Origin of the sequence: Candidatus Methylomicrobium oryzae, assembly GCF_016745425.1 — a bacterium.
Classification (GTDB): Bacteria; Pseudomonadota; Gammaproteobacteria; order Methylococcales; family Methylomonadaceae; genus Methylomicrobium; species Methylomicrobium oryzae.
Genome location: NZ_JAERVK010000011.1, coordinates 64,914 through 87,943, shown reverse-complemented (window position 1 = coordinate 87,943; position 23,030 = coordinate 64,914). Strand labels below are relative to the sequence as shown.

At 54.9% G+C, this 23,030-nt stretch carries 24 protein-coding genes; 13 read left to right on the top strand and 11 right to left on the bottom strand.

The window, feature by feature from the left end; translation table 11 throughout:
* Positions 1–302 precede the first annotated feature (302 nt).
* The 6 genes from JJL52_RS13360 to JJL52_RS13335 all read left to right on the top strand — a co-directional run bounded on the left by JJL52_RS13360 (position 303) and on the right by JJL52_RS13335 (position 9,073).
* Complete coding sequence (locus JJL52_RS13360) at positions 303–2,861, top strand: cytochrome c family protein (protein WP_202052985.1); 2,559 nt, start codon at positions 303–305, stop codon at positions 2,859–2,861.
* Positions 2,862–2,981: 120 nt separating this feature from the next.
* The gene (locus JJL52_RS13355) at positions 2,982–4,904 is read left to right on the top strand and encodes a GMC family oxidoreductase (protein WP_202052984.1); all 1,923 of its coding nucleotides are present in this window, start codon (positions 2,982–2,984) and stop codon (positions 4,902–4,904) included.
* 362 nt (positions 4,905–5,266) lie between these two features.
* Positions 5,267–6,193 carry a malate dehydrogenase gene (locus JJL52_RS13350; RefSeq protein WP_202052982.1) on the top strand — a complete coding sequence of 309 codons (927 nt, stop codon included), beginning with the start codon at positions 5,267–5,269 and terminating at the stop codon, positions 6,191–6,193.
* A 13-nt stretch (positions 6,194–6,206) separates the two neighbouring features.
* Positions 6,207–6,902 (top strand): VIT1/CCC1 transporter family protein, encoded by a 696-nt coding sequence (locus tag JJL52_RS13345; RefSeq protein WP_202052981.1) that lies wholly within the window; start codon positions 6,207–6,209, stop codon positions 6,900–6,902.
* A gap of 7 nt (positions 6,903–6,909) precedes the next feature.
* Positions 6,910–7,203, top strand: coding sequence for a GIY-YIG nuclease family protein (locus JJL52_RS13340; protein ID WP_202052980.1), 294 nt, complete (start codon positions 6,910–6,912; stop codon positions 7,201–7,203).
* Positions 7,204–7,255: 52 nt separating this feature from the next.
* Positions 7,256–9,073: a hypothetical protein gene (locus JJL52_RS13335; protein WP_202052979.1), complete on the top strand. Its 1,818-nt coding sequence runs from the start codon at positions 7,256–7,258 to the stop codon at positions 9,071–9,073.
* 18 nt (positions 9,074–9,091) lie between these two features.
* Here the strand turns inward: JJL52_RS13335 and JJL52_RS13330 are convergent, their stop codons facing one another.
* Positions 9,092–10,318 (bottom strand): glucose-1-phosphate adenylyltransferase, encoded by a 1,227-nt coding sequence (locus JJL52_RS13330; RefSeq protein WP_202052978.1) that lies wholly within the window; start codon positions 10,316–10,318, stop codon positions 9,092–9,094.
* A gap of 452 nt (positions 10,319–10,770) precedes the next feature.
* On the opposite strand from JJL52_RS13330, the gene JJL52_RS13325 reads away from it, so the two are divergent.
* The 3 genes from JJL52_RS13325 (at position 10,771) to JJL52_RS13315 (ending at position 12,355) form a co-directional block, all read left to right on the top strand.
* Entirely contained in the window at positions 10,771–11,133 is a 363-nt protein-coding gene (locus JJL52_RS13325; RefSeq protein WP_202052976.1) for a hypothetical protein, read from the top strand.
* A gap of 335 nt (positions 11,134–11,468) precedes the next feature.
* Positions 11,469–11,897, top strand: coding sequence for an Xre family toxin-antitoxin system antitoxin (locus JJL52_RS13320; RefSeq protein WP_202052975.1), 429 nt, complete (start codon positions 11,469–11,471; stop codon positions 11,895–11,897).
* The gene (locus JJL52_RS13315) at positions 11,894–12,355 is read left to right on the top strand and encodes an RES family NAD+ phosphorylase (protein ID WP_236994244.1); all 462 of its coding nucleotides are present in this window, start codon (positions 11,894–11,896) and stop codon (positions 12,353–12,355) included. The genes JJL52_RS13320 and JJL52_RS13315 overlap by 4 nt, the downstream gene beginning before the upstream one ends.
* A gap of 200 nt (positions 12,356–12,555) precedes the next feature.
* Here JJL52_RS13315 and JJL52_RS13310 read toward each other — a convergent pair whose 3' ends face one another.
* The 7 genes from JJL52_RS13310 to ffh form a co-directional block, all read right to left on the bottom strand.
* Entirely contained in the window at positions 12,556–13,032 is a 477-nt protein-coding gene (locus JJL52_RS13310; protein WP_202052974.1) for a Uma2 family endonuclease, read from the bottom strand.
* A gap of 386 nt (positions 13,033–13,418) precedes the next feature.
* On the bottom strand, positions 13,419–14,270 hold the full coding sequence (locus tag JJL52_RS13305) for a hypothetical protein (protein ID WP_202052973.1): 852 nt from the start codon (positions 14,268–14,270) through the stop codon (positions 13,419–13,421).
* A gap of 549 nt (positions 14,271–14,819) precedes the next feature.
* The gene (gene rplS / locus JJL52_RS13300; RefSeq protein WP_202052972.1) at positions 14,820–15,164 is read right to left on the bottom strand and encodes a 50S ribosomal protein L19; all 345 of its coding nucleotides are present in this window, start codon (positions 15,162–15,164) and stop codon (positions 14,820–14,822) included.
* A gap of 8 nt (positions 15,165–15,172) precedes the next feature.
* Entirely contained in the window at positions 15,173–15,916 is a 744-nt protein-coding gene (gene trmD, locus JJL52_RS13295; protein ID WP_202052970.1) for a tRNA (guanosine(37)-N1)-methyltransferase TrmD, read from the bottom strand.
* Positions 15,917–15,925: 9 nt separating this feature from the next.
* Positions 15,926–16,438 (bottom strand): ribosome maturation factor RimM, encoded by a 513-nt coding sequence (gene rimM, locus JJL52_RS13290; protein ID WP_202052969.1) that lies wholly within the window; start codon positions 16,436–16,438, stop codon positions 15,926–15,928.
* A gap of 6 nt (positions 16,439–16,444) precedes the next feature.
* On the bottom strand, positions 16,445–16,696 hold the full coding sequence (rpsP, locus tag JJL52_RS13285) for a 30S ribosomal protein S16 (RefSeq protein WP_005370081.1): 252 nt from the start codon (positions 16,694–16,696) through the stop codon (positions 16,445–16,447).
* Positions 16,697–17,215: 519 nt separating this feature from the next.
* Complete coding sequence (ffh, locus tag JJL52_RS13280; RefSeq protein ID WP_202052967.1) at positions 17,216–18,574, bottom strand: signal recognition particle protein; 1,359 nt, start codon at positions 18,572–18,574, stop codon at positions 17,216–17,218.
* A gap of 200 nt (positions 18,575–18,774) precedes the next feature.
* On the opposite strand from ffh, the gene JJL52_RS13275 reads away from it, so the two are divergent.
* From JJL52_RS13275 to JJL52_RS13260, 4 genes are all read left to right on the top strand, one after another.
* A complete protein-coding gene (locus tag JJL52_RS13275; protein ID WP_202052965.1) occupies positions 18,775–19,569 on the top strand; it encodes a cytochrome C assembly family protein in 795 nt (264 codons plus the stop codon).
* Positions 19,569–19,793 carry a DUF1289 domain-containing protein gene (locus tag JJL52_RS13270; RefSeq protein ID WP_202052963.1) on the top strand — a complete coding sequence of 75 codons (225 nt, stop codon included), beginning with the start codon at positions 19,569–19,571 and terminating at the stop codon, positions 19,791–19,793. The genes JJL52_RS13275 and JJL52_RS13270 overlap by 1 nt, the downstream gene beginning before the upstream one ends.
* 32 nt (positions 19,794–19,825) lie before the next feature.
* Positions 19,826–20,425 (top strand): MBL fold metallo-hydrolase, encoded by a 600-nt coding sequence (locus JJL52_RS13265; RefSeq protein WP_202052961.1) that lies wholly within the window; start codon positions 19,826–19,828, stop codon positions 20,423–20,425.
* A gap of 147 nt (positions 20,426–20,572) precedes the next feature.
* Complete coding sequence (locus tag JJL52_RS13260; RefSeq protein ID WP_202052960.1) at positions 20,573–20,887, top strand: hypothetical protein; 315 nt, start codon at positions 20,573–20,575, stop codon at positions 20,885–20,887.
* 96 nt (positions 20,888–20,983) lie between these two features.
* Here the strand turns inward: JJL52_RS13260 and JJL52_RS13255 are convergent, their stop codons facing one another.
* From JJL52_RS13255 to JJL52_RS13245, 3 genes are all read right to left on the bottom strand, one after another.
* Positions 20,984–21,676 (bottom strand): DUF3313 domain-containing protein, encoded by a 693-nt coding sequence (locus tag JJL52_RS13255; protein WP_202052958.1) that lies wholly within the window; start codon positions 21,674–21,676, stop codon positions 20,984–20,986.
* A 198-nt stretch (positions 21,677–21,874) separates the two neighbouring features.
* Complete coding sequence (locus tag JJL52_RS13250; protein ID WP_202052956.1) at positions 21,875–22,294, bottom strand: hypothetical protein; 420 nt, start codon at positions 22,292–22,294, stop codon at positions 21,875–21,877.
* A 174-nt stretch (positions 22,295–22,468) separates the two neighbouring features.
* Positions 22,469–22,840, bottom strand: a complete 372-nt coding sequence (locus tag JJL52_RS13245) for a glycine zipper 2TM domain-containing protein (RefSeq protein WP_202052955.1) — start codon at positions 22,838–22,840, stop codon at positions 22,469–22,471.
* Positions 22,841–23,030 lie beyond the last annotated feature (190 nt).

Here is a 23,030-nt window from a genome sequence, read left to right as displayed (position 1 = left end):
ATTAACAACTTAAGAAATATTCTAACTGAGTTTCACCTAAAATCGCCGAAAACCGATCAAGCTCCATTTTCAGCCGGGATATCCTGGCGTTTTTGCGTTGAAAGTCCGGAATTGCAGGAGCTATTGCTGAAAAATCAGCACCGCTCCGGCCGACGTGCTATTCATGCTAAAGACCTGACAGGCTCATAATAAAAACAATAACCAATAAAATAGAATCACTTCTAACGGAGGCCAACCAAAAACACCGCATTTCATGGATGTCAATCATCTGCAGGATTTTCAATTTAACCGGGGAGATAAATATGAAACTGAGAAAATCAGCACTTGCGCTGATGCTGACCGGCACGGGTTTTTTGGGCCTGGCCGGCTATAGCAGCGTGGGATCAGCAGCACTTTTTAGCAGCAACGTCTGTAAGAACAAACAAGGCGAAATTATCGACGAAGCGATGTGCGTCGGCCGCGATGCCGCCAGCCTGAAAGGCGCGGACGAAGACTACTTCCGCGACATGGACTACGGCATCACCAAACATCCCGAAGAACTGGCCAAAACGCTGGCCCCATTCGTGCCCGGCATCACGCCCGAAGAAGCGGCCAGGCGCGTCGCGATTGGCCGGAACAACTGGAACGTTTGGACCGCCGGCAACGACCGCTTGTGGAACACCATCAGCTATCGCAGCGTCGGCAACCTCGACTTCCTGAAAACCCTGTCCAATCACCCGAACCTTAAATTCAGCCGGGACAACCGCTGGAGCTATCTGGGCCTGGTCAACGAACCCTGCTTCGAAAAGGGCACCGGGCCGCGTAAGGACCGCTACGGCCTCTGGCTCGACGTGCGCTCGAAAGACTGTCCGGCCGACCCTTTCGAAAATGAAGAAAAATACCCCGGCGTCAAATACGGCGCGCGCGGCAAAAACATTCCGGCCGGCTCCTACTACGGCTATGCGACCGGCATCGTCGGCCTGCGCCTGTTCCCGAACCCGGATTTCGACGAGCAGGCCGAAAAAGCCTGGGATCCGGAACGTTACTACACCGATCCGAGCTATTACAACAACAAGAATCTGGTCCGCCCCTACCGCGTCGGGATGGCCTGCGGTTTCTGCCATGTCGGCCCGAATCCGACCAATCCGCCTGCCGATCCCGAACATCCGAAATGGGAAAACCTGAACTCGAATCCCGGCGCGCAATATTTCTGGATCGACCGGATCTTCTCCTGGGAAGCCGACCCCAGCGCGTTCCCGTTCCAACTGTTCGCCACCTCGCGTCCCGGTGCGCTGGACACCTCGCTGATTTCGAGCGACTACATCAACAACCCGCGCACGATGAACGCGGTCTATAACCTGGTGCCGCGCCTCTTGAACGCGCAGAAATTCGGCGAGGAAAAACTCGGCGGCGGCAGCGAAAACAACAAGCAGTTGAACGATTACGTCACAACCGGGCCGCTGACCGAATTCTATAAAGCCCCGGATACCGTATTCACGCCGCGCGTATTGAAAGACGGCGCCGATTCGGTCGGCGCGCTCGGTGCACTGAACCGCGTGTTCATCAATATCGGCTTGTTCAGCGAAGACTGGCTGACTCACTTCAATCCATTGGTCGGCGGCAAACCGATCACGCCGATTAAAATTACCCAGTCGCGGAAAAACTCGTCCTACTGGCAAGCCAATGAAGCGCAAACGCCGGATCTGGCGCTGTTCTTTATCGCCGGCACCCGTCCTGATCTCTTGAAAAACGCCCCCGGCGGCGAGCAAAAAATCACCCAGGACGCAGCGGTGCTGACCCGCGGCAAGGAAGTGTTTGCGGAACGCTGCGCGCGCTGCCATTCCAGCAAACTGCCTCCGAAAGCATACAGCTTCTTCCCGGGCAACGGCGGAGTCGGGCCGAATTATCTGAAATACTGGAACAACTACTGGCGCTGGACGCAGACCGACGAGTTCAAAACCGCGATGACGGCCCTCGTCAAGGAAGACGCTTTCCTTCAGGACAACTTCCTCTCGACCGAACTGCGTATCCCGGTCACGCTGCTCGAAACGAACGCCTGCAGCCCACTCGCAACCAACGGCATCGAAGGCAACATCTGGAACGACTTCACCTCGAAATCGTATAAGAGCCTGCCGTCGGTCGGCAAATTCACTGTCCACCATCCGATGACCGGCAAGCCTTGGGAATTCAACATGCCGGGCGGCGGCGTGGGTTACACGCGCCCTGCCTCGCTGGTCAGCGTCTGGTCGACCGCACCGTTCTTCCTGAACAACGCGCTCGGCAAGTTCGAGGAAAGCCCATCGGTCGAAGCCCGGCTCTCATCGTTTGATGACTCGATCCATCAATTGCTGTGGCCGGAAACGCGCAAAGGCAACATCCAGTATCAAACCGCGAACGGCAAAATGCTGCCGGGCTGGATCGACCGCACCTTCGCGACCAGCTATCTCAGGGTGCCATCGGGGTTCCTGCCTGACTTGCTGAACAAATTGATCGGCAAGATCGAAGGCGGCAAATTCGCCGGCGAACAAGGCCTCGAACTGGGACCGATTCCGAAAGGCACACCGGTCAACCTGTTGACCAACATCAACCTGGACCGCCCTGACGGCTTCGTCAACAAGGTCAAGCACGATGCCGAACTGGTCGGACTGCTGCTCAAGATCAAGTACGATCTGAAAAAACTGCCGAAAGACGCGACCGACGAACAGGCGGCCGAAGTCTTTAAGAATCTGGTCGATCCGTTGGTTAAGGCCAGCAAATGCCCGGATTACATCGTCAACCGCGGCCATTATTTCGGTACCGAGTATTTCAAGGAAGCCGATATCGAGCCCGGCCTGAGCGATGCCGACAAAAACGCGTTGATCGAATTCCTGAAGACATTCTAAGTCTCCGGCCTTCGACCGGGGGCGGTGTACCGCCCCCGGACCGTTATCACTTACAGCGTCACGGAGCCGCCGCGATCTCTGATTAAGGCGGCTTTTACTTATCTAGATCAGGAAACAAACATGACAGCATCGAACGCAACTTACGAATATATCGTCGTCGGCTCGGGCGCGGGCGGCGGCACCGTCGCGGCGCGCCTCGCCGAAAAAGGCAAAAAGGTCCTCGTTCTGGAAGCCGGCGGCGACCCGAAACAGCTCCAGGGCGACAACCTGGCTTTCCCTAGCGAAAACCGCCTGCCCGAGGATTACGATGTACCGGTCTTCCATCCGTTTTCGACCGAAAACGAAGCGATGCGCTGGGATTTTTTCGTACGCCATTACGAAACCGAAGCGCTTCAAGCGCAAGACCCCAAATACACGCCGGCCGAGAAAGGCGTGCTGTACCCGCGCGCGGGCTGCCTAGGCGGCTGCACTGCACATAATGCGATGATCACGGTCTATCCGCACAACGCGGACTGGGACGAAGTTGCGCAATTGACCGGCGATTCCTCATGGAATTCCGACAATATGCGCAAATATTTCGAAGGAATGGAAAACTGCGAGCACCGGCCGAAGCTTCGTAAGCTCGCCACCTGGCTCGGCATCAATCCGTCCCGCCACGGATTCAAGGGCTGGTTCCAGACCGAAGCCGCGCTGCCGCTGCAAGCCTTGGCGAAGGACAAGAAACTGATCCTGACGATACTGGAGTCCGCCGCCAAGGCTGCCGGCGCCCTGCCGAACTTTTTCGAGCGCCTGAAATGGCAAATCGAAGGACTGGCCGATCCGAACGACTGGCGTCTGGTCAAGGAAAATGCCACCGGACTCCGTTATCCGCCGCTCGCGACCACGAACGGCCGCCGCCACAGCACCCGCGAACGCCTGCTCGTGGCGCAGCAGAAATATCCGAACAATCTGACCATCGAACTGGACGCCCTGGTCACCAAGGTCATTCTCGACGAAAACAACCGCGCCATCGGTGTCGAATACCTGAAAGGCGCCAAACTCTACAAGGCGCATGCCAATCCGAGCAGCCAGCCCGGCGAGCGCCGCACCGTCCAAGCCTCGAAAGAAGTGATTCTGGCCGGCGGCGCCTACAATACGCCGCAGCTCCTGATGCTGTCCGGCATCGGTCCGCAGGAAGAACTGCAAAAGCACGGCATTCCGGTCAAGCAGCATTTGCCCGGCGTCGGCACCAACCTGCAGGACCGTTACGAAGTCGGCGTCGTGAACCGTATGAATCAGGACTGGGAAGTCCTGAAAGGCGCCAAATATTCGCCCGGCGATCCGCAATACAACGAGTGGAAGAACGAAAACAAGGGCGTTTACACGACCAACGGCGCAGTGCTGGCGGTCATCAGGCGTTCTTTCGAAGAGCGGCCGCTGCCCGATTTGTTCTGTTTCGCTGTATTGGGATATTTCAAAGGCTACTTCCCTGGCTATTCGAAGCTGATTAAGGACAATCTGAACTACCTGACCTGGGCCGTGCTGAAAGCGCACACGGTCAACCGTGCCGGTGAAGTCCGGCTGGCCTCCAGCGATCCGCGCGACCGGCCCTACATCAATTTCCGCTATTTCGAGGAAGGCAACGATACTACAGGCGAAGATCTCGATTCGGTCGTCGAAGGCGTCAAATTCGTGCGCAGCATTGCCAAGCCGCTGTTCGAACAAGGCATACTGACCGAGGAAGTCGCGCCCGGCAAAGACGTGCAAACCGACGACCAATTGCGCGATTTCGTCCGCTTCAATGCCTGGGGCCACCATGCCTCCTGCACCTGCCCGATCGGCGCCGACAACGATCCGATGGCGGTACTGGACAGCCAGTTCCGCGTCCGCGGGATCCAGGGCCTGCGCGTCGTCGACGCCTCGGTATTCCCGAAGATTCCGGGCTTCTTTATCGTGTCCTCGATTTACATGATCGCCGAAAAAGCGGCCGACGTGATACTGAACGCCCCGCAGGATGCTCGCACAACCAAACCGTACGAAGCAGCGGCCGAGGCGGCTTCGTAAGATTGAACGGTTGATAAAAAAGCTGGTGGGCGGTTTTTCCGCCCACCTTTTTTCTTCGCAGTCCCGCGCTTCTCGCTATTTTGCCCCCTGCCTCCCTCCGTCCTCCGGCTCTCTTTCCCGCGCCGATGCAACCTCGTCGTTGCCGCTGCTCAGCCCTTACCGGCGGACTAACCTCCTTTCGCTGTCTGCAGCCGGGGCGAAACAGAGTAGAATGAGCCACAGCCGGGTAAAGTGCTTTTAAAAACGATCGGCTTTAATTGTGCAGTCTTCAACGGTGGAGCCTTTCCCGGCAGAATCCCTGGATCGGCGAGTGTAACCCGCCGTATCTTTTCGACAACTCCGCCGTATGGGAGCCCCAGCCTATGAAAATTGCCATTATCGGCACCGGCCATGTCGGATCGACCATCGCTTATGCAATGGTGCTGAAAGGCCTCTGCGACCATTTGGTGCTGGCCGGCAGGAATTTGGCCAAAGCGCATGGCGACGAACTGGATTTACAGCATGCCCTCGCCTTCTGCGAACGCACGATGCAGATCGAGAGCGCTCCGATCGAAGCCGTCGCAGAGAGCGACATTCTGATCGTTACCGCCTCGGTGCCGTTATCGGGCCACATGACCGCGCGCATGGAGCTCGGCCCGGCCAATGCAGCCTTGTTCCGGCAGTTGATTCCGCGCTTGGCGCGCAACAATCCGGACGCAATTTTGATCATCATCACAAATCCGGTCGATATCCTGACTTATCTGGCAACGCAGATTTCGGGTTTTCCGGCTTCAAGAATTATCGGTATCGGCACCCTGGTCGATTCGGCGCGCTTCAGGTCGCTGCTGTCGATAGAGCAGCAGATCCATCCGGACGATCTGCGCGCCTATATTCTCGGCGAACACGGTCCGAACCAGTTTCCGCTGTTCAGCACCGCTTCGATGGGCAGCGAGCATATCGACGACAACCCTTTGCACCGCAAAATTTTCAACGCCGTGTACAACGCCGGTTTCGATGTGTATAACGCCAAAGGCTACACCAATTTCGCGATCGCCGCCGCGGTCTGCGAACTGGTCCGCGCGATTGTCTACGATTCGCATAGAACCCTGCCTCTCAGCACCTATCTTGAAGACTGGCTCGGAATCCGGGACAATTGCTTCAGTATTCCGGTCGTGGTCGGGCGGCGCGGCGTCATTCGCCATCTCCATCCTTACCTGAACCGAACGGAAAGGAAAGCATTGGAAAAAGCGGCCAAGGAGATCAAAGCCCGGATCAACCGCCTGCTTTCCCTCGAACCCGACTTGTGTTAACCAGGAAATCGGCATGCAATTTCACCATCCGGAATCTCACCGTACGCATCGAACCGGCTGGCTCCGCGCCGCGGTATTGGGAGCCAATGACGGCATCGTCTCGACGGCCAGTTTGATTGTGGGAATCGCGGCTTCGCGCGCGGCGCAGCACGATATTTTACTGGCCGGCGCGGCGGGGCTGGCCGCCGGCGCGATGTCGATGGCGGCCGGCGAATATGTTTCGGTCAGCTCGCAAGCCGATACCGAAAAAGCCGACCTGGCGCGCGAACGCAAAGAACTCGAAGAAAACCACTCGCATGAACTGGACGAGCTGACCGGCATCTACATCCGGCGCGGCCTCGATCCGCAGCTTGCGGAGCAGGTCGCGATCCAGCTGATGGACCACGACGCGCTCGGCGCACACGCGCTGGAAGAACTGGGCATTTCGGAGCAAGGCGCCGCGCGTCCGCTCCAGGCAGCCCTCACCTCGGCGTTTACGTTCTCGATCGGCGCGGCCCTCCCGCTACTGATCGCGCTATGGGCACCGGGCCCCGATACCGGACTGGCGGTTGCAGCGTCGTCCCTGTTGTTTCTGGCGCTGCTGGGCCTCGTCTCGGCCTATACCGGCGGCTCCAGCCTGTCCCGAGGCGCCTTCCGGGTCACATTCTGGGGCGCGCTGGCGATGGGACTGACGGCCGGCGTCGGCAGGCTGTTCGGGACCGCGGTGTAGGCTGCCGATGACCTGGTTCGTCTATATCATCCTCTGCAGCGATACCTCGCTGTATACCGGCATCACCAATGACGTGCAGAGGCGCTTCGAGCAGCATGCCGACGGGCGCGGCGCTAAATATTTCTACGGCCGGCGGCCTGAGCGGCTCGTGTATCTGGAAACCGGGCATGACCGCAGTTCCGCAACCCGGCGCGAACTGCGGCTTAAAAAATTAAGCCGCAGGCAAAAAACGCGGCTGATCGCGTCGGAAGCCAACCGGCTCGATGATTTCTTGCATCTGTTGTCCGGCGTACCGACTTGAAGCCGCGATTGGCTCAGGCTGAGCGGATAACTCGATCCGGGAGGGTGGATGGATGGCCCAATACGCCAATATTTATGACATCTGCGATGCGCCTATTTTAACAGAACAGCCCTACGCAGAACCGGGCCGTAATCTGAAGCGGCTTTATCGAAAAGCCGCGGGCAACTGGTTATTGAAATACCTGATCCTTAAAGGCTGCCGCCATCCGGGGATTCCGATGCAGGCTGTTCCCGCCTATCAGGCAGTTATCCGCGCCGCAATGCGTGCCGGTTACGATGAGTGGCGGGATGCCGACTGGATCGACCGGACATTCATGCCGATTGCCGAACTGCTCGACCGGATCGACAAGCCACATTTTCGCCGGCGGGAAAAAATACCCTTGATCCAGACAAATCCCAAACCGGACGCGTTGGATACCGTCATCGAACGCTGCATGCAGGATATCCTGCAAACGTGGAACTCACATAACAAAAATCCCTATTTTCCGGTTGCGGCGCAGGTCGTTTTGTCCGGCGACGATCAGATGAACGGCGAAAACTTCCTAAATATTCTCCGCGGCGTCGGCGCTTTCGAATACCAGAATGCCGTTTTGTTGTTCGCCTTAATCCGCTGCTTCATTCATTGCAATCCCGTAAAATTGAAGATCGTCCGCAAACCTTATCAAGGCATTGCGGAAAAGCTGTTTCAGCGTTCGCACTGGTTTATCCACCGTACCGCTTTCTACGATGCCAATTTTTTCGAATTGCTGCTAACCCGGGTCGCAACAAACCGGCTACCGCCCGATGAGTTGCGGCAAATCGTGCAAATCCTGGAAAACCTGCTCCACTTTTGCGTCGTCACCTGCCAGGAATGGCTGGTAACCCCCAATAACGGCCTCCGGCATCCCGCGACGACCTGTTTTCCTGAGGATGAAAGGGCGGAATGCCTGCCCCGGCTGGACAAAAAAAATCAAGCCATCAAAAAGGATCTGGGCTTCGGCGATTATGCTCCCGATACCGACACGACTTTTTTCACGCTTTCCATCGCGAAAAAGTGGCTGGATATTGTCGAGGAAAAGCACCTTGCCGCCGATGTGAAACTACTCAGGGAATGCCGGAATTTTTTGGCGCACCCCTGGATGGAAATCATCACCGAATACCAGATCGGCAGCGGCTACACCTCAAATCCGCCGACAATCCGGATGACCCGCCCGCTGGACTATCAGGGAGCGATTCCGATCTGGTTCGACAAGCGGTTCCCAAAATCCGACGGACGGATCGTTCGGGAGGCGTCAGGGAACGAAATCTGCCCCGGCCATAACATGGACATTCTGGAGTCCATGCTGGTCAACAGAAAGCAGTGGTTGTCCCTTGAAGGAGACAATTTGAAGACCGTGCGGCGCCTGCTCGATTTTCATTACCGAACAGTCGTGAGCGGCAACTTCAGGCATGAATCCGCTTTTCAGTATTATCTGCCGGAGATATACATTTACTACATCGGCCGCTTCTACGAAGCCTACTTGACGCTCAGCGAGGCTGAAAAAAACAACCTGGCTCCCGAAGGGCAAATCGAAGAAATTCGTCAAGTCGCGCTGGACTATTGCAAATCCGAGCTGATCGGCTTTACCCTGAATGCGTTCGACGCCGCCCTCACCGTGGCTGCATTGGTGCTGCTGCGGCATGAACCGCGGGATGACGGCTTGATCGCCACGGGTTTGAAGGCGATCTCGGATGCGCTGGGAGAAGGCATAAAAGGCCATCTTTTTCAGCCTTACGAATGGACGCGCCTTCGCCACCCTTGCCGGATCATCGTCGGCAGCGAGATAGCGACTTCCCTGTTCGTCATGGGCGCCTTCGTCAACGCGAAACAGTATCTATACGGAAACGGATAGCCCGCCAGCCGGCCGCGCTCAATAGGCCAGGGAAATCATCCGATTCCCGCGCGGCACGACGGTGATCCCCGACGCATCCACGAAATACTGCCGGGCGTCTTTTTCGCGATCGAATCCGAGCACGGTGCCCGCTTCAATGATATTCTGCTTGTCGACGATAACTCGGCGCAACCGGCTGCCCTTCCCGATTTTCACGTAATCCAGGATGATGCACTCATCCAGTTGCACGCCTTCCTCCAGCACCACTTCCCGCCCCACAATGCTGCGGCAGACCAGCACTTTGTTTAGCCAACTGGCTGAACAGATCAAGCTGTCTTCCACGTAATGGCTGGTGATTTTTACGCCGGGGCCGTCGTAACGGGACGAACGGATAGGCCACTGGGGATTGAACAAATCGAAATAAGGCCGTTCCCCGAGAAGATCCTGATGGGCCTGCCAGTAGGATTGAAGCGTGCCTACATCGCGCCAGTATCCGGTTTCTTCATAAGGTTTGATGCCCGGAACCTGATTGGAGGCGAAATCATAAGCGAGCAGACGGTGCGTCCCCACCAGACGCGGCAGGATTTCACCGCCGAAATCGGTTTCGCCGCGTTGATGGGCCTCCTCGACGATGGCACGCAGCTTTTCCGCATCGAAAAGATAATTGCCCATCGACACGTAAGCCCTTTTGGAATCGCCCGGCATCGGCCTGGGCTGCGCCGGCTTTTCCCTGAAAGCGTTGATTCGTCCAGCTTCATCCGTTTCCAGTACGCCGAAAGAAACGGCTTCGGCCAGCGGCACCGATCGCGCCGCCACCGTAACATCCGCCTCGTTGGCGCAGTGAAACTCCATCATCTGGCGCACATCCATCCGATACACATGATCGGCGCCGAAAACGGCCACCAGCCTGGGCTGATGCCGGTCGAGCAGCGTCAGGTTTTGATACACCGCATTGGCTGTTCCCTGAAACCAGTCGTCGCCAAACTGTCTTTGCGGCGGCACTTCCATCACAAACTCACCGGTCGACACCCGGGAAGGCTCCCAGGCCTTGTGCAAATGTTCGATCAGGGATTGGGATTTGTACTGCACCACCACATAAATCGATCCTACGCCCGAATTGATCAGATTGCTGATCACGAAATCCACCAGGCGGTATTTCCCTCCGAAAGGAACCGCCGGCTTCGAGCGATGCGCAGTGAGAGGATAGAGCCTTGAGCCTTCGCCGCCCGCAAGCACGATGGCGAGTATTTTATCGGGATATTCCATGCAAATCTCTCCTGCGCCTGTAACGAATAGAGCGCTTCATTTTCCGTTTATGACTTTCCACATTGGATGCCTCGCCGTTTTTCGAGTTCACCCCGGGAATACACAGCCAACGGACAAAAAATTCTTGAACTTCGCAACGAGAAATGCGACCAATATTTTCGTCTGGGGGTAGACTTTTGACGGAATGAGTATCGGGAAGGAAATGCCCGATCATGGTCTCATTCGTCGTTATGACGGCAACAGAGGGGCGATGGGACGGGATGGCGTAAGAGAATATTGAAATTACGTCTGATATTTTCATAGATCGATTTTTACTTGCTTTCACATTAAAAACCTTTTGCAATATTAGACTCTATTAATAATAAGTAATTTGTTCGTTAATAATATTTTTACTATCTCTTGCGCGTATATAATTTTCTTTGATGGAAGTTCATATTCCATATAGGTGCGTTATGACGGTAAAAATAAAAGCTTCCGATCTGAACGATAGCAAATATCATTATTCATGGAGTTCGGAGTATATCAGCGGTAATACAGGAATTAAGGGACATCCGGATATTGAGCAACTGGATAGAAATCAGGGTTACGAGATGCTTGATTTCTTGAACCATTTAATGGAAAACACTCCCTTCAAGCGAAGATTTGATGTCTTGGAGGTCGAGCGCTTGATACAGGAAAGAATGCCCGGCCATTTGCGTAGCCATGCCCAGATTAAAGAATGGATTGAAAGCAACTGGCACCATCTCGGGAAAGAGCAAAACATCGGAGAGTGGAGCCTCCAATCCGGATCGCGCTCGGATATTGAAAGCGTCTAGCCATTCACAGGGCGGAACCGGTGTTCCGCCTTGGGAATTCTATGCGCCCGCAGCAGTGCAAAAGGAGCTCGGTGACACAAAAAGCGCCGTAGTAAAAGTGAAAAGGCCCTAATTAAGAAATCATTCAAACTATCGAGGTCGAATCAAGATGTACGACAGGCAGATTTTCGACTCACCCTTCGGGATTACCATCCTATTCCGCGTGAACCCATAAAACCCATCGTGCCCGCCCTACAGCACAGCCGCCTAGCCATTCCCGTTTTGAAATCTTCGCTTGACAAGCGGCATCATTCGATCCATTAATATCGTCAAAATGATACCTGACAGTCTTCGCCATGCTACTCGTTACGCCTGAAAATATCGCTTCCGTGATGGAACTGGAAACCGTTCCGCATTCCTTTTCCGAACTCGACCGGCTGGTTGCCGAAGGCTTGCCTAAAAAAGCGCTCAAGGCGAGCGTCGAGCGCATCGGTTTGAGTCTGGAGGAAAAAAAGCGGCTGTTGTATCGGATCGTGCCCGAGGCAACCTTCAAGCGCCGCCGCGACCGGCTGAGCCCGGAAGAATCGGAACGCGCCGAACGTCTAGCCAGGGTTTATGCGACGGCACACTATGTCTGGGTTTCGGATGATGAAGCAAGAGCGTTTCTGCACACCTCTCATCCGATGCTGGAAGGCCGGACGCCGCTCGAAGTGTCGATGACCGAACTCGGCGCGCGCCGTGTCGAAGAACTGCTCTGGAAACTGTTTTACGGTATCGCGGCATGATGCGGATTTTCCGGATAGCCGACAACCGGCATCCGGTGTGGGACGGCACCGGCGCAGCGATTGTCGGGGGCCGGTGGAACAGTCCCGGCCGGCCGGTCATTTACGGCTCGTTGAGTTATTCCTGCGCAATGGTCGAAATTCTGGCGCATGCGAACATCGGCCGAATTCCGACGACGCATGTTTATGTAATCGCCGAAGCACTCGATTCGGTATCGGTTGAAATGCACGATGCCGAGTCGCTTCCTGCCGGGTGGGATATTGAAGACAACGCAGTTGCCAGAGCTTTCGGCGATCAATGGCTGGGGGAATCGAGAACGGCGGTCCTGGTCGTGCCGTCGGTGATCGCCCGTCTGGATGCCAACGCCCTGGTCAACCCCCATCATCCGGATGCGCAAAAACTGATCATCGCCCCGCCCGAGCCGATCATCTGGGACAAGCGGCTTTTCGAAAAAAGATAAGCCGTCGTAGGGCGGATGCCGATAGGCGATCCGCCAATTTGAAGCCGACAAAAAAGCAAAGTTACGCTCACCGCATCAGGCTCACAGAAACCCTCCGGTACTCTGCTCCATCCCCTATGGCGGAACCCGGCAAACCGGTTCCGCCTTACACGGGTTTTTCGAAAAAAGATAAGGCAGGGTGAGCTGGTACCTTACAAGGGTCATATTTCGATCTTATCGGGAAACAGAGGAACTACTTCGGAATGAACTAACTGTTGTTCGGCGTTAAAAAAAATCAATTCACCGCTTTCATTACATAACCAAACTTCTTTTGCTCCCGCTTCGAAATATAGTTGTCTTTTTTCCGCCATTTCTTTTTTTGTATTACTGCCGGAAACGATTTCGACGCAAATTTCTGGGGCGATCGAGGCTTCGACTTCTCCTTTAATCCTTGCCAATACATCCAATGAAGCCCATGCTACGTCCGCAACTTTTGTTCCTTTGCGGGTTTTAATCGCGCACTCAGGCAGCGTTTTCCCTTCCTTGAGCAGGGAGCGCAAAGTAAATTCTATTTCGCCCTGTAAAATGGAATGATTAATTTTGACAGGACTCATGACAATATGCCCGTATTCGTCCAGTTCGATTTTAAAGGGTAAATTTTTTAAGCTGGGATGCTCGCAGACTTCCTGCCAGTTCATGATGTTTCACCTTCGAAAAGCGCATTTTCAGCCGCTCGTAGTCTGAGTGAGGAGGCTTCGGCGAAGTATATCCAAAGCCAACGTGTCAAGAAATAGAAAATTTGAATTTCTTCAAGCAGAAAAACGCCCACTACGGCTCTCGCGCATAAAAAAGGCCGCCAGAAACAATGTAGGGTACGCGCCTTTTACATCGCGGCCCGGTTCCGCGTGGGCACGAAAAACGCATGCCAGCCGAACCTCATTCGGCGTAATATGCCAAGGCGACTGCACCACGATTGTGGCGCATAAAGTACCTAAAAATATTTGTAGCTCCGATTAGCGAAACGTAATCGGAGGAAGCCAATCCAAATTCGTACGATTACGCTTTGCTAATCGTACCTACGGCCCTACCGCCCCTTTGCACGAATTGCGCCGGAGAGCCCGCTTTGCTCGATACGTGCCTGCGGTGCAAGCTGAGCAACGAGCGCTTCGACGCACGCCCGACCGCCGGGCGTAGCCAGTGGCCCAGTTCGAACAACGAGACTCTGAATTGCCTGGTCGGATAGTGGTACATCTACGTAGGTGATCCCAGGGTCGATGTTGTTGATGAATGAGTTGCTCATATGTTGCCCGACGCTCTCGAAGAACTGCGGCGTGCCCGGGCCCGCAGGTGGAACGGGCAGTGAAGGCAGTACGAATAGCGAGAACCGATACTCCTTCTGGAAGAACCATTCGGCTGACTTTCGGCGAGGCAGCAGTGGGAGGCCATCGATCTTCAGGTTCACCCGTCCATCTGGATGAACTTCTCTGCGGATGGAATGCGCATACACGTCGGAGACGTTGGAAACATACTCGACCGGCCCTGCAAAGTGCTCCCGTTTGAGAAACATGGGAACGATGAAGTAGCTTGACCCCCAAAGCACCTCGAACGACAGCGGGCTCAAAAGGTCTCCTTGCCACTCGATGCCGCCCCATCCGGGTTTTGGCCGTAGGGGATCGTTGGCAAACGGAAACTCTGGAAGTTCGAGACGGACGCCCTGCATCTCGCGGCTGTACATGCTCCACTGAGGGATGCTCTCTTCGGTCTGTTGGGTCCAGCAGCTTACGAAGAAGAACTTCCCAAAGTCGATTCCGACGTGGGCCTGAGCCTCTCGAACGTCGTCAACACCATCGAGTCGCGTGAATCGAAGCTTGCGCGTCTTCAGTATGAGGGCGAGCGACTCAATGCTGGTGTAGTGGTAGATGCTAGCGATAGACATGGCGTTCGGTGCGATCTAATGTTCAAGATCAGCGGAAACGCCCCTCGGGAAATCGACCGAAGTCGGAAACTTCGAGTAACCATCGAAATTGAAGAAAGAACCAAAGGGCGTTTTCAGCTGCATCGCTTTGTTAGGTGGATTTATAAAGTCTGCCATTATTTTTGAAGTTGAATTTATATTCATTTGCATATTTCATTGTATTCATCGAATTTAATAAAGTTAACTTTTAGTATTTCATTGTTTTTGAATTTTTTATAAAATTTGTCATCCGAGACAAAGTAATCAACCATATGGGCATATGCCAGATGAGGGCCGTAGGATGCGCTGAACGAAGTGAAGCGCATCGTTAGCGAGAGAGGCACCTTCTTATTGGCATTATGAAGCACCGATCACAAACGATGCGCTTCCCGATGGTCAGCGCATCCTACGAACTGGGGTCGCTGACCGTGTAAGTTGGTCAATCCACTGAAAGAAAGAGCCTTAAATAACCACAAATAAAAAAGGCGACCCGAAGCCGCCTTTTTTGATTCCTGAGAAAAACTGAAAAACTTAGGACAGTTTTTCCTTGATTCTCGCCGCCTTACCGGTCAGATCGCGCAGGTAGTACAGCTTCGCCCGACGCACGTCGCCGCGGCGCTTGACCTGGATTTCGCTGATCAGCGGGCTGTGCGTCTGGAAAACACGCTCGACGCCGGTGCCGTGCGAAATTTTTCTGACGGTGAAAGCAGAGTTCAGACCGCGGTTGCGCTTCGCGATCACGACGCCTTCGAACGCCTGGATTCTTTCACGCTCGCCTTCCTTCACCCGGACTTGCACGACCACGGTATCACCAGGCCCGAATTCCGGGATCTGCTTTAATTGTTCTTTTTCCAATGCTTCAATAATATTGCTCATTACCACACCTAATAAACATCAAGTTCAATTTTAAATTCATTCAGCAGGGCTTGCTGATCCGGGCTCAACTGCATTTTTTCCAGCAAGTCCGGGCGTCTTAGCCATGTTCTGCCGAGCGCCTGTTTCATTCGCCAGCGCTCGATTTCGGCATGATTGCCGCCCAGCAACACCTTCGGCACCGGATGGCCGTCCAGATGCTCGGGCCGGGTATAGTGCGGGCAATCCAACAAGCCGTTCCGGTGCGAATCCTGCTCCGCGGACGCTTCATCGCCGAGCACGCCGGGCAATAACCGCGTTACCCCGTCGATTACGATCAAGGCGGCCAATTCGCCGCCGCTGATCACGTAGTCGCCCAGCGACCATTCCTCGTCGCAATCGAGTTCGACGAAGCGCTCGTCGACGCCTTCATAACGCCCTGCGACAAGAATCAATTGACTGAGTCGGCTGGCCTCGGCCAACATTTCCTGGGTCAATAATCTGCCTTGAGGACTTAAGTAGACCACTTTGGCGGGACTTTCGCCCGCCGCTTTCGCCGCCGCCACCGCATCGTGCAGAGGCGGATACTTCATCACCATGCCCGGGCCACCGCCGTAGGGCCGATCATCGACGGTCCGGTGGCGGTCTTCGGTATAATCCCTGGGATTCCACAGGTTCAGGCTGACGAGCTGCCGCTCGATCGCCCTGCCGGTGACCCCGTAGCTGGCAGCGCCAGCCACCATGTCCGGGAAAATCGAAACGACATCGAAACGCATGCCGCCGATTTAAAACTCGGGATCCCAATCGGCCACGATCCGGCCGGCATCGGTGTCGACCTTCACGATTGTCCGTCCCTGAATGAACGGCACCGCACGCTCGCGCTCGCCTTTGACGATCAATACGTCGTTCGCGCCGGTTTCGAGCAGGTTGTCGACGACGCCCAATACCACGCCTTCGGTCGTCACTACTTCCAGCCCGATCAGATCGGACCAGTAATACTCGCCTTCGGACGTCTCGGGCAATTGCTCGCGGCGGATAAAAATCTCGTAGCCGAGCAGGGTTTCCGCCTGATTGCGATCGCTCACGCCCTTGATTTGGGCAATCACGCCACCGCTGTGCAAATGACCGTCAACGATTTCGATAATCTTCGTTTCGCCCTTTTTTATTAAAATCCAGGGAGAATACGTCAGGATATTTTCCTTCGGGCTGGTATAAGAAAAAATCTTCAGCCAGCCTTTGACACCGAAAACGCCGGAGATTTTGCCGACGCAGACGGTGTTATCGCGTTCCTTGGTCAACCCGAATTAGGCCGACGCCTTCGCAGCGTCTTTAATCAGTCTTGCAACGCGATCGGAAGGTTGCGCACCGTGCGATTTCCAGTATTCGACGCGTTCGCTGTCCAGACGCAATCTGACTTCGTTGCCGCGCGCCAGAGGATTGAAGAAGCCGACGCGCTCGATGTAACGACCGTCACGGCCGCTTCTGCTGTCGGCGACGATGACATGATAAAAAGGACGATTTTTCGCGCCGGTTCTGGTAAGGCGAATGGTAACCATTAAAGTTTTCCTCGAAACATTTAATTCAAAAAATTAATCCGCCTATTCTACGCGATTTTAGCGATATGTAAAGTGCGGAATAGGCTCAAAATTCGGTTTGTGGATCTTGTGGGTGAGATGTCAAATAGGGATCGGCGGCGTTCGATTACCCAGTACGCTCTTTATGCCCTTCAGAGTAGCCGACATGCCCTCTAACCTGACTATTTACCCTGCGAGAAGACTTGAGGGAAGGGATTTAAGAAAACTCTGAGTCCGGGAAACTCCCTTTTCCAAGGGCAATGCCGTTAAGTCAAGAGAGCTGCAGGCCGGATAAGCGTAGCTCACGCATCCGGCAATGGCAGTGCAGTGGATGCGCTACGCTTCCACTCTACGGTATCTTTATTTCTTGACTTAACGGCAATCCGGAGGGAGAGGAGTTATTCGGAAATTACTTAAAACCAATACTGCCGTGGTCAGCGCCTTTCAATCGTCCTCACCCTGCCCTTTCCCGCAAAGGGAAAGGGCTTTCAAGCACAAAGCTCAGCGCCGCAGTCCGCGTACGTTGCTCTTGATGCCGCGGATCATGTTCGCCATGTTGCCGCCGGCTTTCAGCTTTTTCATCATCTTTTCCATCATCATGAACTGCTTCAGCATCCGGTTCACCGCGTTCAGATCCTGGCCGCAACCGTCCGCGATCCGTTTTTTGCGGTTGCCTTTGATCAGGTCGGGAAAGCGGCGCTCCTGCGGAGTCATCGAATTGATCACCGCGATCTGGCGAGCCAGTTCCTTGTCGTTGACCTTCTCCCGGATTTCCCGCGGCACGCTGCTCATACCCGGCAGTTTGTCCAGCATCGTACCGACGCCGCCCATGTTCTGCATTTCGATCAGTTGCTGGCGGAAGTCTTCCAGATCGAAACTCTTGCCTTTTTGAATCTTGCGGACCAGCTTCTGCGCTTTTTCCTTGTCGACTTTCTGTTCGATCTCCTCGATCAGGCTGAGCATGTCGCCCATGCCGAGAATCCGCGAAGCGACCCGGTCGGGATGGAAAGGTTCGAGCGCCTCGGCCTTTTCGCCGACGCCGATAAATTTGATCGGCTTGCCGGTAATATGCCGGATCGACAATGCCGCACCGCCGCGCGCATCGCCGTCGGCTTTGGTTAAAATGACGCCGGTCAATGGCAGCGCTTCGTTGAACGCCTTTGCGGTGTTAGCTGCGTCCTGGCCGGTCATGCTGTCGACCACGAACAAGGTTTCGATCGGCTTGACCGCCGCATGCAGTTCCTTGATTTCGGCCATCATCTCGTCATCGATGTGCAGACGGCCCGCGGTATCGATAATCAGCACATCCAGAAACTTGCGCTTCGCGGCGTCGATCGCGGCGTTGGCGATATCGACCGGTTTTTGGCTCGGATCGCTCGGAAAAAACATGAGCTCCAAATCTTGCGCCAGCGTTTCCAACTGCTTGATTGCGGCCGGACGATAAACGTCGGCACTCACCACGCCGACCTTTTTCTTCTGGTTCGTTTTCAGCCAGCGGCCCAGTTTGGCGACGGTAGTCGTTTTACCGGCACCCTGCAAGCCCGCCATCAGCACGATCGCGGGCGGGTTGGTGCGCAGGTTCAACGCCTCGTTGCGCTCCCCCATCACCTTGACCAGCTCGGACTGTACCAATTTGATCATCGACTGGCCCGGCGTCAGGCTGCTTTGCACGGCCTGGCCCAAAGCGCCGGTTTTGACGCGTTCGATAAAATCGGTCACCACAGGCAAGGCGACATCGGCTTCCAGCAAGGCCATGCGCACCTCGCGCAGGGTATCCTTGATGTTGTCCTCGGTCAGGCGGCCCTGGCCTTTCAGTTTTTTGAGGGTATCGCTTAATCGGTCGGTTAAATTATCAAACATGGCGTAAACTTACTGGTGACTGGGAAAACTGGCCCCGCACATAATGGGCTAGGATCAGGACACATTAACAGGCTATACTACCATACCTTGAGCAGTCCTGTAATCTTCACCGATTTTCCAGAAGCCGAGGCGGACGCCGACGCTTTCACAACCGCATAATCGATTCGAATCGGACCCATTTTCAGCCACGAAACCGTTGAATGACCACACTTCAGCTTGCTCTTCTGTCCATCGGCGCATATGTCTGCAATGCGCTGCTGATCGCCCGGCATTTCCATAAGCACAGGAACGAAAAAGCGCCGCTGTCGCCCGGCTGGATCGGTGTCGCCGCGCACTTTGCGTATATTGGGGCCAATTTCCAGCAATACCAGGGATTTAATTTCAGTTTTTTCAGCACCGCCTCGTTGGTTTCGATGATTGTATCCCTGCTGCTGTTGACTGCGGCATTGAACAAACCGGTCGAAAAGCTCGGTGTGATCCTGTTTCCGGTCACCGCCCTGATGCTCGGACTGGATTCGACTTTGTCCGAAAAGCCCCATCCGCTGCACATCCATAACTGGAAGATGAGCACGCACGTCCTGACTTCGATTGTCGCATTCAGCCTGCTGAATATTGCCGCCGTGCAGGCGATACTGCTGGCGATTCAGGATCAGCAATTGCGCAGCCATCCGCCGAAACGCTTCATTCAATCCCTGCCCCCGCTGCAGACGATGGAGGCGCTGCTGTTTCAGATGCTTAGCGCCGGCTTGTTTTTTCTGACGATTTCGCTGATCAGCGGCTTTATTTTCATAGAAGATTTGTTCGCGCAACACCTCGTACACAAGACGGTGCTGTCGATACTGGCCTGGATCATCTTTTCCGGGCTGATCTTCGGACGCATCCGCTACGGCTGGCGCGGCCGGACCGCGATCAAGTTGACTCTGTGCGGTTTTCTATCGCTGCTGCTCGCCTATTTCGGCAGCAAGCTGGTCTTGGAATTGATTCTGCACCGCTGATGCCCCGCCCTTTCTTACAGCGCAACCCGATGAATTTTTCCCAGGAACCACCGGCTTCGCCCTGTGTCAGATGCTGTTGTCTCGACCGGAACAACCTCTGCCTGGGCTGCTTTCGCACTCTCGACGAAATCACCGGCTGGACGCAAATGACGGCGGCCGCGCGCCTGGCCGTTCTGGCTCAAACCGAAAAGCGGCGCCTGCAGCATGGCAGGAGCGAACAATAATTTTTACCCTTCAATCTTCCGGAAACGCAACCATGAAACAATTACATCGTAAAGATTTATTCGGCTGGTCGGTTTTCAACGAAGAACGCAACCTGGACTTCCACAGCGTGCTGTGGGTTCGACCCGAAGGTAATGTTGCAATCGACCCGCTGCCGTTGTCCGCTCACGACCGCAAACACCTGCAGACCCTGGGGGGCGTCAAGTTGGTGGTGATTACCAATTTCGATCACGTTCGCGCCGGCTGGCTGATGGCCCAGGAATACGGCGCCAAGCTCTACGGACCGGCCGGGGAGAAGGATCTGATTCCGTTTTCCTGCGATGTCTGGCTCGACGGAAATGAAGAAATCGTCCCCGGATTGACCGTGTACGGCTTGAAAGGTTCGAAAACGCCCGGCGAACTGGCGCTGCTGCTCGAAGACGAAACGCTGATCACCGGCGACCTGATCCGCTGCCATGTAGGCGGAGAATTGTGCCTGCTGCCGGACGACAAACTGCAGGATAAAAGCCACGCAGTCGACTCGCTCAAACGCTTGGCCGCCCTGCCCGGCATCAAAACCGTTTTACCGGGGGACGGCTGGCCGCTATTCAATAACGGCGGCGATGCGCTGCGGCGGCTGGCCGCTTCGCTCTGAAATCAAGAAATATTAGAATACAAAAACTTACAGACTATAAGGTAGAGGAAGGGGGGATTTTGTTCTATATTTGATTGTTATGGAGAAACGAGAATTGCAGCATTTTGTATCTCCATTTCGCCATCAACGATATAGGTTATTACTGCAATGAATATTATTAACTTACGAAAACATGTCCGACGCGCAACCGATACGCGTCCGAATAGTGATCGCCGTGGCTCGCCCAATCGATTGACCGCAGCCGAAATACAGGAAAAAACGCAGGGCGGCGAATCGGCATCCGCCAAACTCAACCGGCGCAAAGCGGAAAGGCGCCTGAAGGACCGCAGGAAACCGCTGTCCAACACAAAGCAGGAGCATGAAACTTTGCCGCCGGGTACCAAATATGCGCGTTTCAAACTGACCCGCGGCGAGAGGAATCTGATTCAGGACATGTTCCTGAGCGATCTCGATAAGGAATAATCGAAAAATTTTACCGACACGGGAAATTCGACGCGCTTCGGGAAGCTTTAGACAAGGTGGGCACAACTAAAGCTTCTCTCCTCCCGCCTCTTTATGCTACTCCGGCTCCCGGCATTCGGGATTTCCGGCCTTTTCGCAAAGCTGATAGCTCAACTGTTGAGCCCAGTACACATAAGCCTGTTCGACGTCATCCCAGTCGTTGAACGAGCCAACCAGCGTTTTTCCTCCAGCCCGGCAATCGGCCGAGGCCATCAACAACTCCCCGGTCGTCGAATCGGTCACTTTTCTTTCGATGCTCGCCTTGCCGACGAACGATTCGGTGCCGAACGCCAGCCGCTTCAGCAGCGACGACACGCGTGCCGAAGGATACAAAGTCGTGAGCTGGTCCAGGAACAAGGTCGAAGTCTCGGCATCGGTAATCGCCAGCTGGACCCGGATCGTATCCGGTCCCGGACGGGTAACCAATTTGAAATCCCTCTTCAAGGCTTCACGCACCCGGTATTCCAGCAATTCTTTCAGGCGGCTGCTTTCGATCTGGGGGCGATCGTTTAGCCCGGAATCCAGGGTCTTCCGAATCACGACCGGATCGACGATGATTTTTTTGTAATGCGACCAATCGGCGCCTTCCTTCCAATAGCTCATCAACGCATCGTCGTCCCGATCCTCCTCCAGAATCGAATAATCGTTCAGAAAGTTGCTGGTCTCGACATAACGGGCCTGATACGTCCTAGCGCAGCCTAAGGCCGAGAAAACAGCGAGGAAAACTGCAGTACGGAGAAAAAGGACCATAGCACCCACGTTAAACCGGTTAAAAAATAAACAACACGGTTTAAGTGTAACGCAATTCACCCGTTTGACTATGCGGCCCACGGGGCCGGAATGCGGAGGAAAAACTCAAGACCTGCCGGCCGGGCCGGCGAAAGGTCTTGATGACTGCTTGAGAAATTTGAAAAAAAGACCCGCGTAGATAAGTTAAGTGCAGGTGAGTTAGTAGCCGCCGATTCCGTTACCCAAAAATGAACCGGCCGCAGCACCGATGCCGGCCGCCAGCGGGTCGCCTCCACCCAATTGGTAGCCCATCACGCCGCCGATCACTCCGCCCGCCAAGCCGTTTGTGGAAGGACGACCGCCGCCGGAATAGTAAGGCACCGGAGCTGGAACCGGGACAGGAACAGCTGCCGGCACAGGATAAACCACGGCCGGCGGTGGGGCAATGTAGCTTACCACCGGCTGCGGATAATAATTCTGCACGATAGGGGCAGGATAGTAATGGCCATGATGATGGTGGTGGTGATGTCCCCAACCGTGCCCATGTCCGTGATGATGGCCCCATCCATCCGCGAATGCTGCACCCGGCAACATCATGGCTGACACCGCCAGGGAAATGAATAACAATGACTTTTTCATAAAATCGTTCTCCATGATGTATCAAGTATTTAAAAAATAACGATTAAAATTTTTTGTTGATTGCATTATCCATGATTTAACTGAATGCTTCCTTAACGAAAAAAATAATTTGATCGGGCAATAGAACAAGCCGAAAAAGCGGAGTCATTCAATGAATCCGCTCCGTTCCCCGGCTTATTTGCCGATTTCGTTGCCGATCAGGGAGCCGGCCGCCGCCCCTACGCCGGCCGCAAGGGGATTGCCGTTGCCGACTTGATAACCCAATGCGCCGCCGACCACGCTGCCTGCCAGCCCCGCCGTAGAACGGCGGTCGGGCGCCGGCTGCCGGTAAGGCTGCGGCGCAGGAACCGGCGCCGGATAATAATGTGCAGGTGCAGGCGCAGGCGGCGCTACCGGCACATAATAATGCACCACCTCGTCCCGGTGCCCATGTCTATGCTTGTAATGCCCTTTGGCCTTGCCGGGGTGGCCGCCGGAAGCTTCGGCAGCGCCTGCAAAGCTCAGGGCCATCGCAAAAATTGGGATTAAGGTCAATATTTTTTTCATAGCCGTCTCGGAATTTCAGTTAAAAGATCAGTCGTTATCAAAGCTTAAAATGATTATGTTATCCATTATAAGCCGCATGATCTGAACGGAGGCTTAACATGCCGACCTCGGCGGCCCGGTTGTACACCGGAATATCTCTAGCTACTTGATCCGCCTTCCAGTTTCAGGATGATTTCTCCGTATACTTTTC

Excerpts from the sequence above, each read along its gene's own strand:
- JJL52_RS13335 (WP_202052979.1), top strand. The coding sequence starts at position 7,256 with ATGGCCCAATACGCCAATATTTATGACATCTGCGATGCGCCTATTTTA.
- JJL52_RS13340 (WP_202052980.1), top strand. The coding sequence starts at position 6,910 with ATGACCTGGTTCGTCTATATCATCCTCTGCAGCGATACCTCGCTGTAT.
- JJL52_RS13345 (WP_202052981.1), top strand. The coding sequence starts at position 6,207 with ATGCAATTTCACCATCCGGAATCTCACCGTACGCATCGAACCGGCTGG.
- JJL52_RS13355 (WP_202052984.1), top strand. The coding sequence starts at position 2,982 with ATGACAGCATCGAACGCAACTTACGAATATATCGTCGTCGGCTCGGGC.
- rpsP (WP_005370081.1), bottom strand. The coding sequence starts at position 16,696 with ATGGTTACCATTCGCCTTACCAGAACCGGCGCGAAAAATCGTCCTTTT.
- JJL52_RS13250 (WP_202052956.1), bottom strand. The coding sequence starts at position 22,294 with ATGAAAAAGTCATTGTTATTCATTTCCCTGGCGGTGTCAGCCATGATG.
- JJL52_RS13255 (WP_202052958.1), bottom strand. The coding sequence starts at position 21,676 with ATGGTCCTTTTTCTCCGTACTGCAGTTTTCCTCGCTGTTTTCTCGGCC.
- JJL52_RS13360 (WP_202052985.1), top strand. The coding sequence starts at position 303 with ATGAAACTGAGAAAATCAGCACTTGCGCTGATGCTGACCGGCACGGGT.
- JJL52_RS13330 (WP_202052978.1), bottom strand. The coding sequence starts at position 10,318 with ATGGAATATCCCGATAAAATACTCGCCATCGTGCTTGCGGGCGGCGAA.
- JJL52_RS13275 (WP_202052965.1), top strand. The coding sequence starts at position 18,775 with ATGACCACACTTCAGCTTGCTCTTCTGTCCATCGGCGCATATGTCTGC.
- ffh (WP_202052967.1), bottom strand. The coding sequence starts at position 18,574 with ATGTTTGATAATTTAACCGACCGATTAAGCGATACCCTCAAAAAACTG.
- JJL52_RS13325 (WP_202052976.1), top strand. The coding sequence starts at position 10,771 with ATGACGGTAAAAATAAAAGCTTCCGATCTGAACGATAGCAAATATCAT.
- JJL52_RS13260 (WP_202052960.1), top strand. The coding sequence starts at position 20,573 with ATGAATATTATTAACTTACGAAAACATGTCCGACGCGCAACCGATACG.
- JJL52_RS13265 (WP_202052961.1), top strand. The coding sequence starts at position 19,826 with ATGAAACAATTACATCGTAAAGATTTATTCGGCTGGTCGGTTTTCAAC.
- JJL52_RS13270 (WP_202052963.1), top strand. The coding sequence starts at position 19,569 with ATGCCCCGCCCTTTCTTACAGCGCAACCCGATGAATTTTTCCCAGGAA.
- JJL52_RS13320 (WP_202052975.1), top strand. The coding sequence starts at position 11,469 with ATGCTACTCGTTACGCCTGAAAATATCGCTTCCGTGATGGAACTGGAA.
- rplS (WP_202052972.1), bottom strand. The coding sequence starts at position 15,164 with ATGAGCAATATTATTGAAGCATTGGAAAAAGAACAATTAAAGCAGATC.
- JJL52_RS13305 (WP_202052973.1), bottom strand. The coding sequence starts at position 14,270 with ATGTCTATCGCTAGCATCTACCACTACACCAGCATTGAGTCGCTCGCC.
- JJL52_RS13315 (WP_236994244.1), top strand. The coding sequence starts at position 11,894 with ATGATGCGGATTTTCCGGATAGCCGACAACCGGCATCCGGTGTGGGAC.
- trmD (WP_202052970.1), bottom strand. The coding sequence starts at position 15,916 with ATGCGTTTCGATGTCGTTTCGATTTTCCCGGACATGGTGGCTGGCGCT.
- JJL52_RS13310 (WP_202052974.1), bottom strand. The coding sequence starts at position 13,032 with ATGAACTGGCAGGAAGTCTGCGAGCATCCCAGCTTAAAAAATTTACCC.
- JJL52_RS13350 (WP_202052982.1), top strand. The coding sequence starts at position 5,267 with ATGAAAATTGCCATTATCGGCACCGGCCATGTCGGATCGACCATCGCT.
- JJL52_RS13245 (WP_202052955.1), bottom strand. The coding sequence starts at position 22,840 with ATGAAAAAAATATTGACCTTAATCCCAATTTTTGCGATGGCCCTGAGC.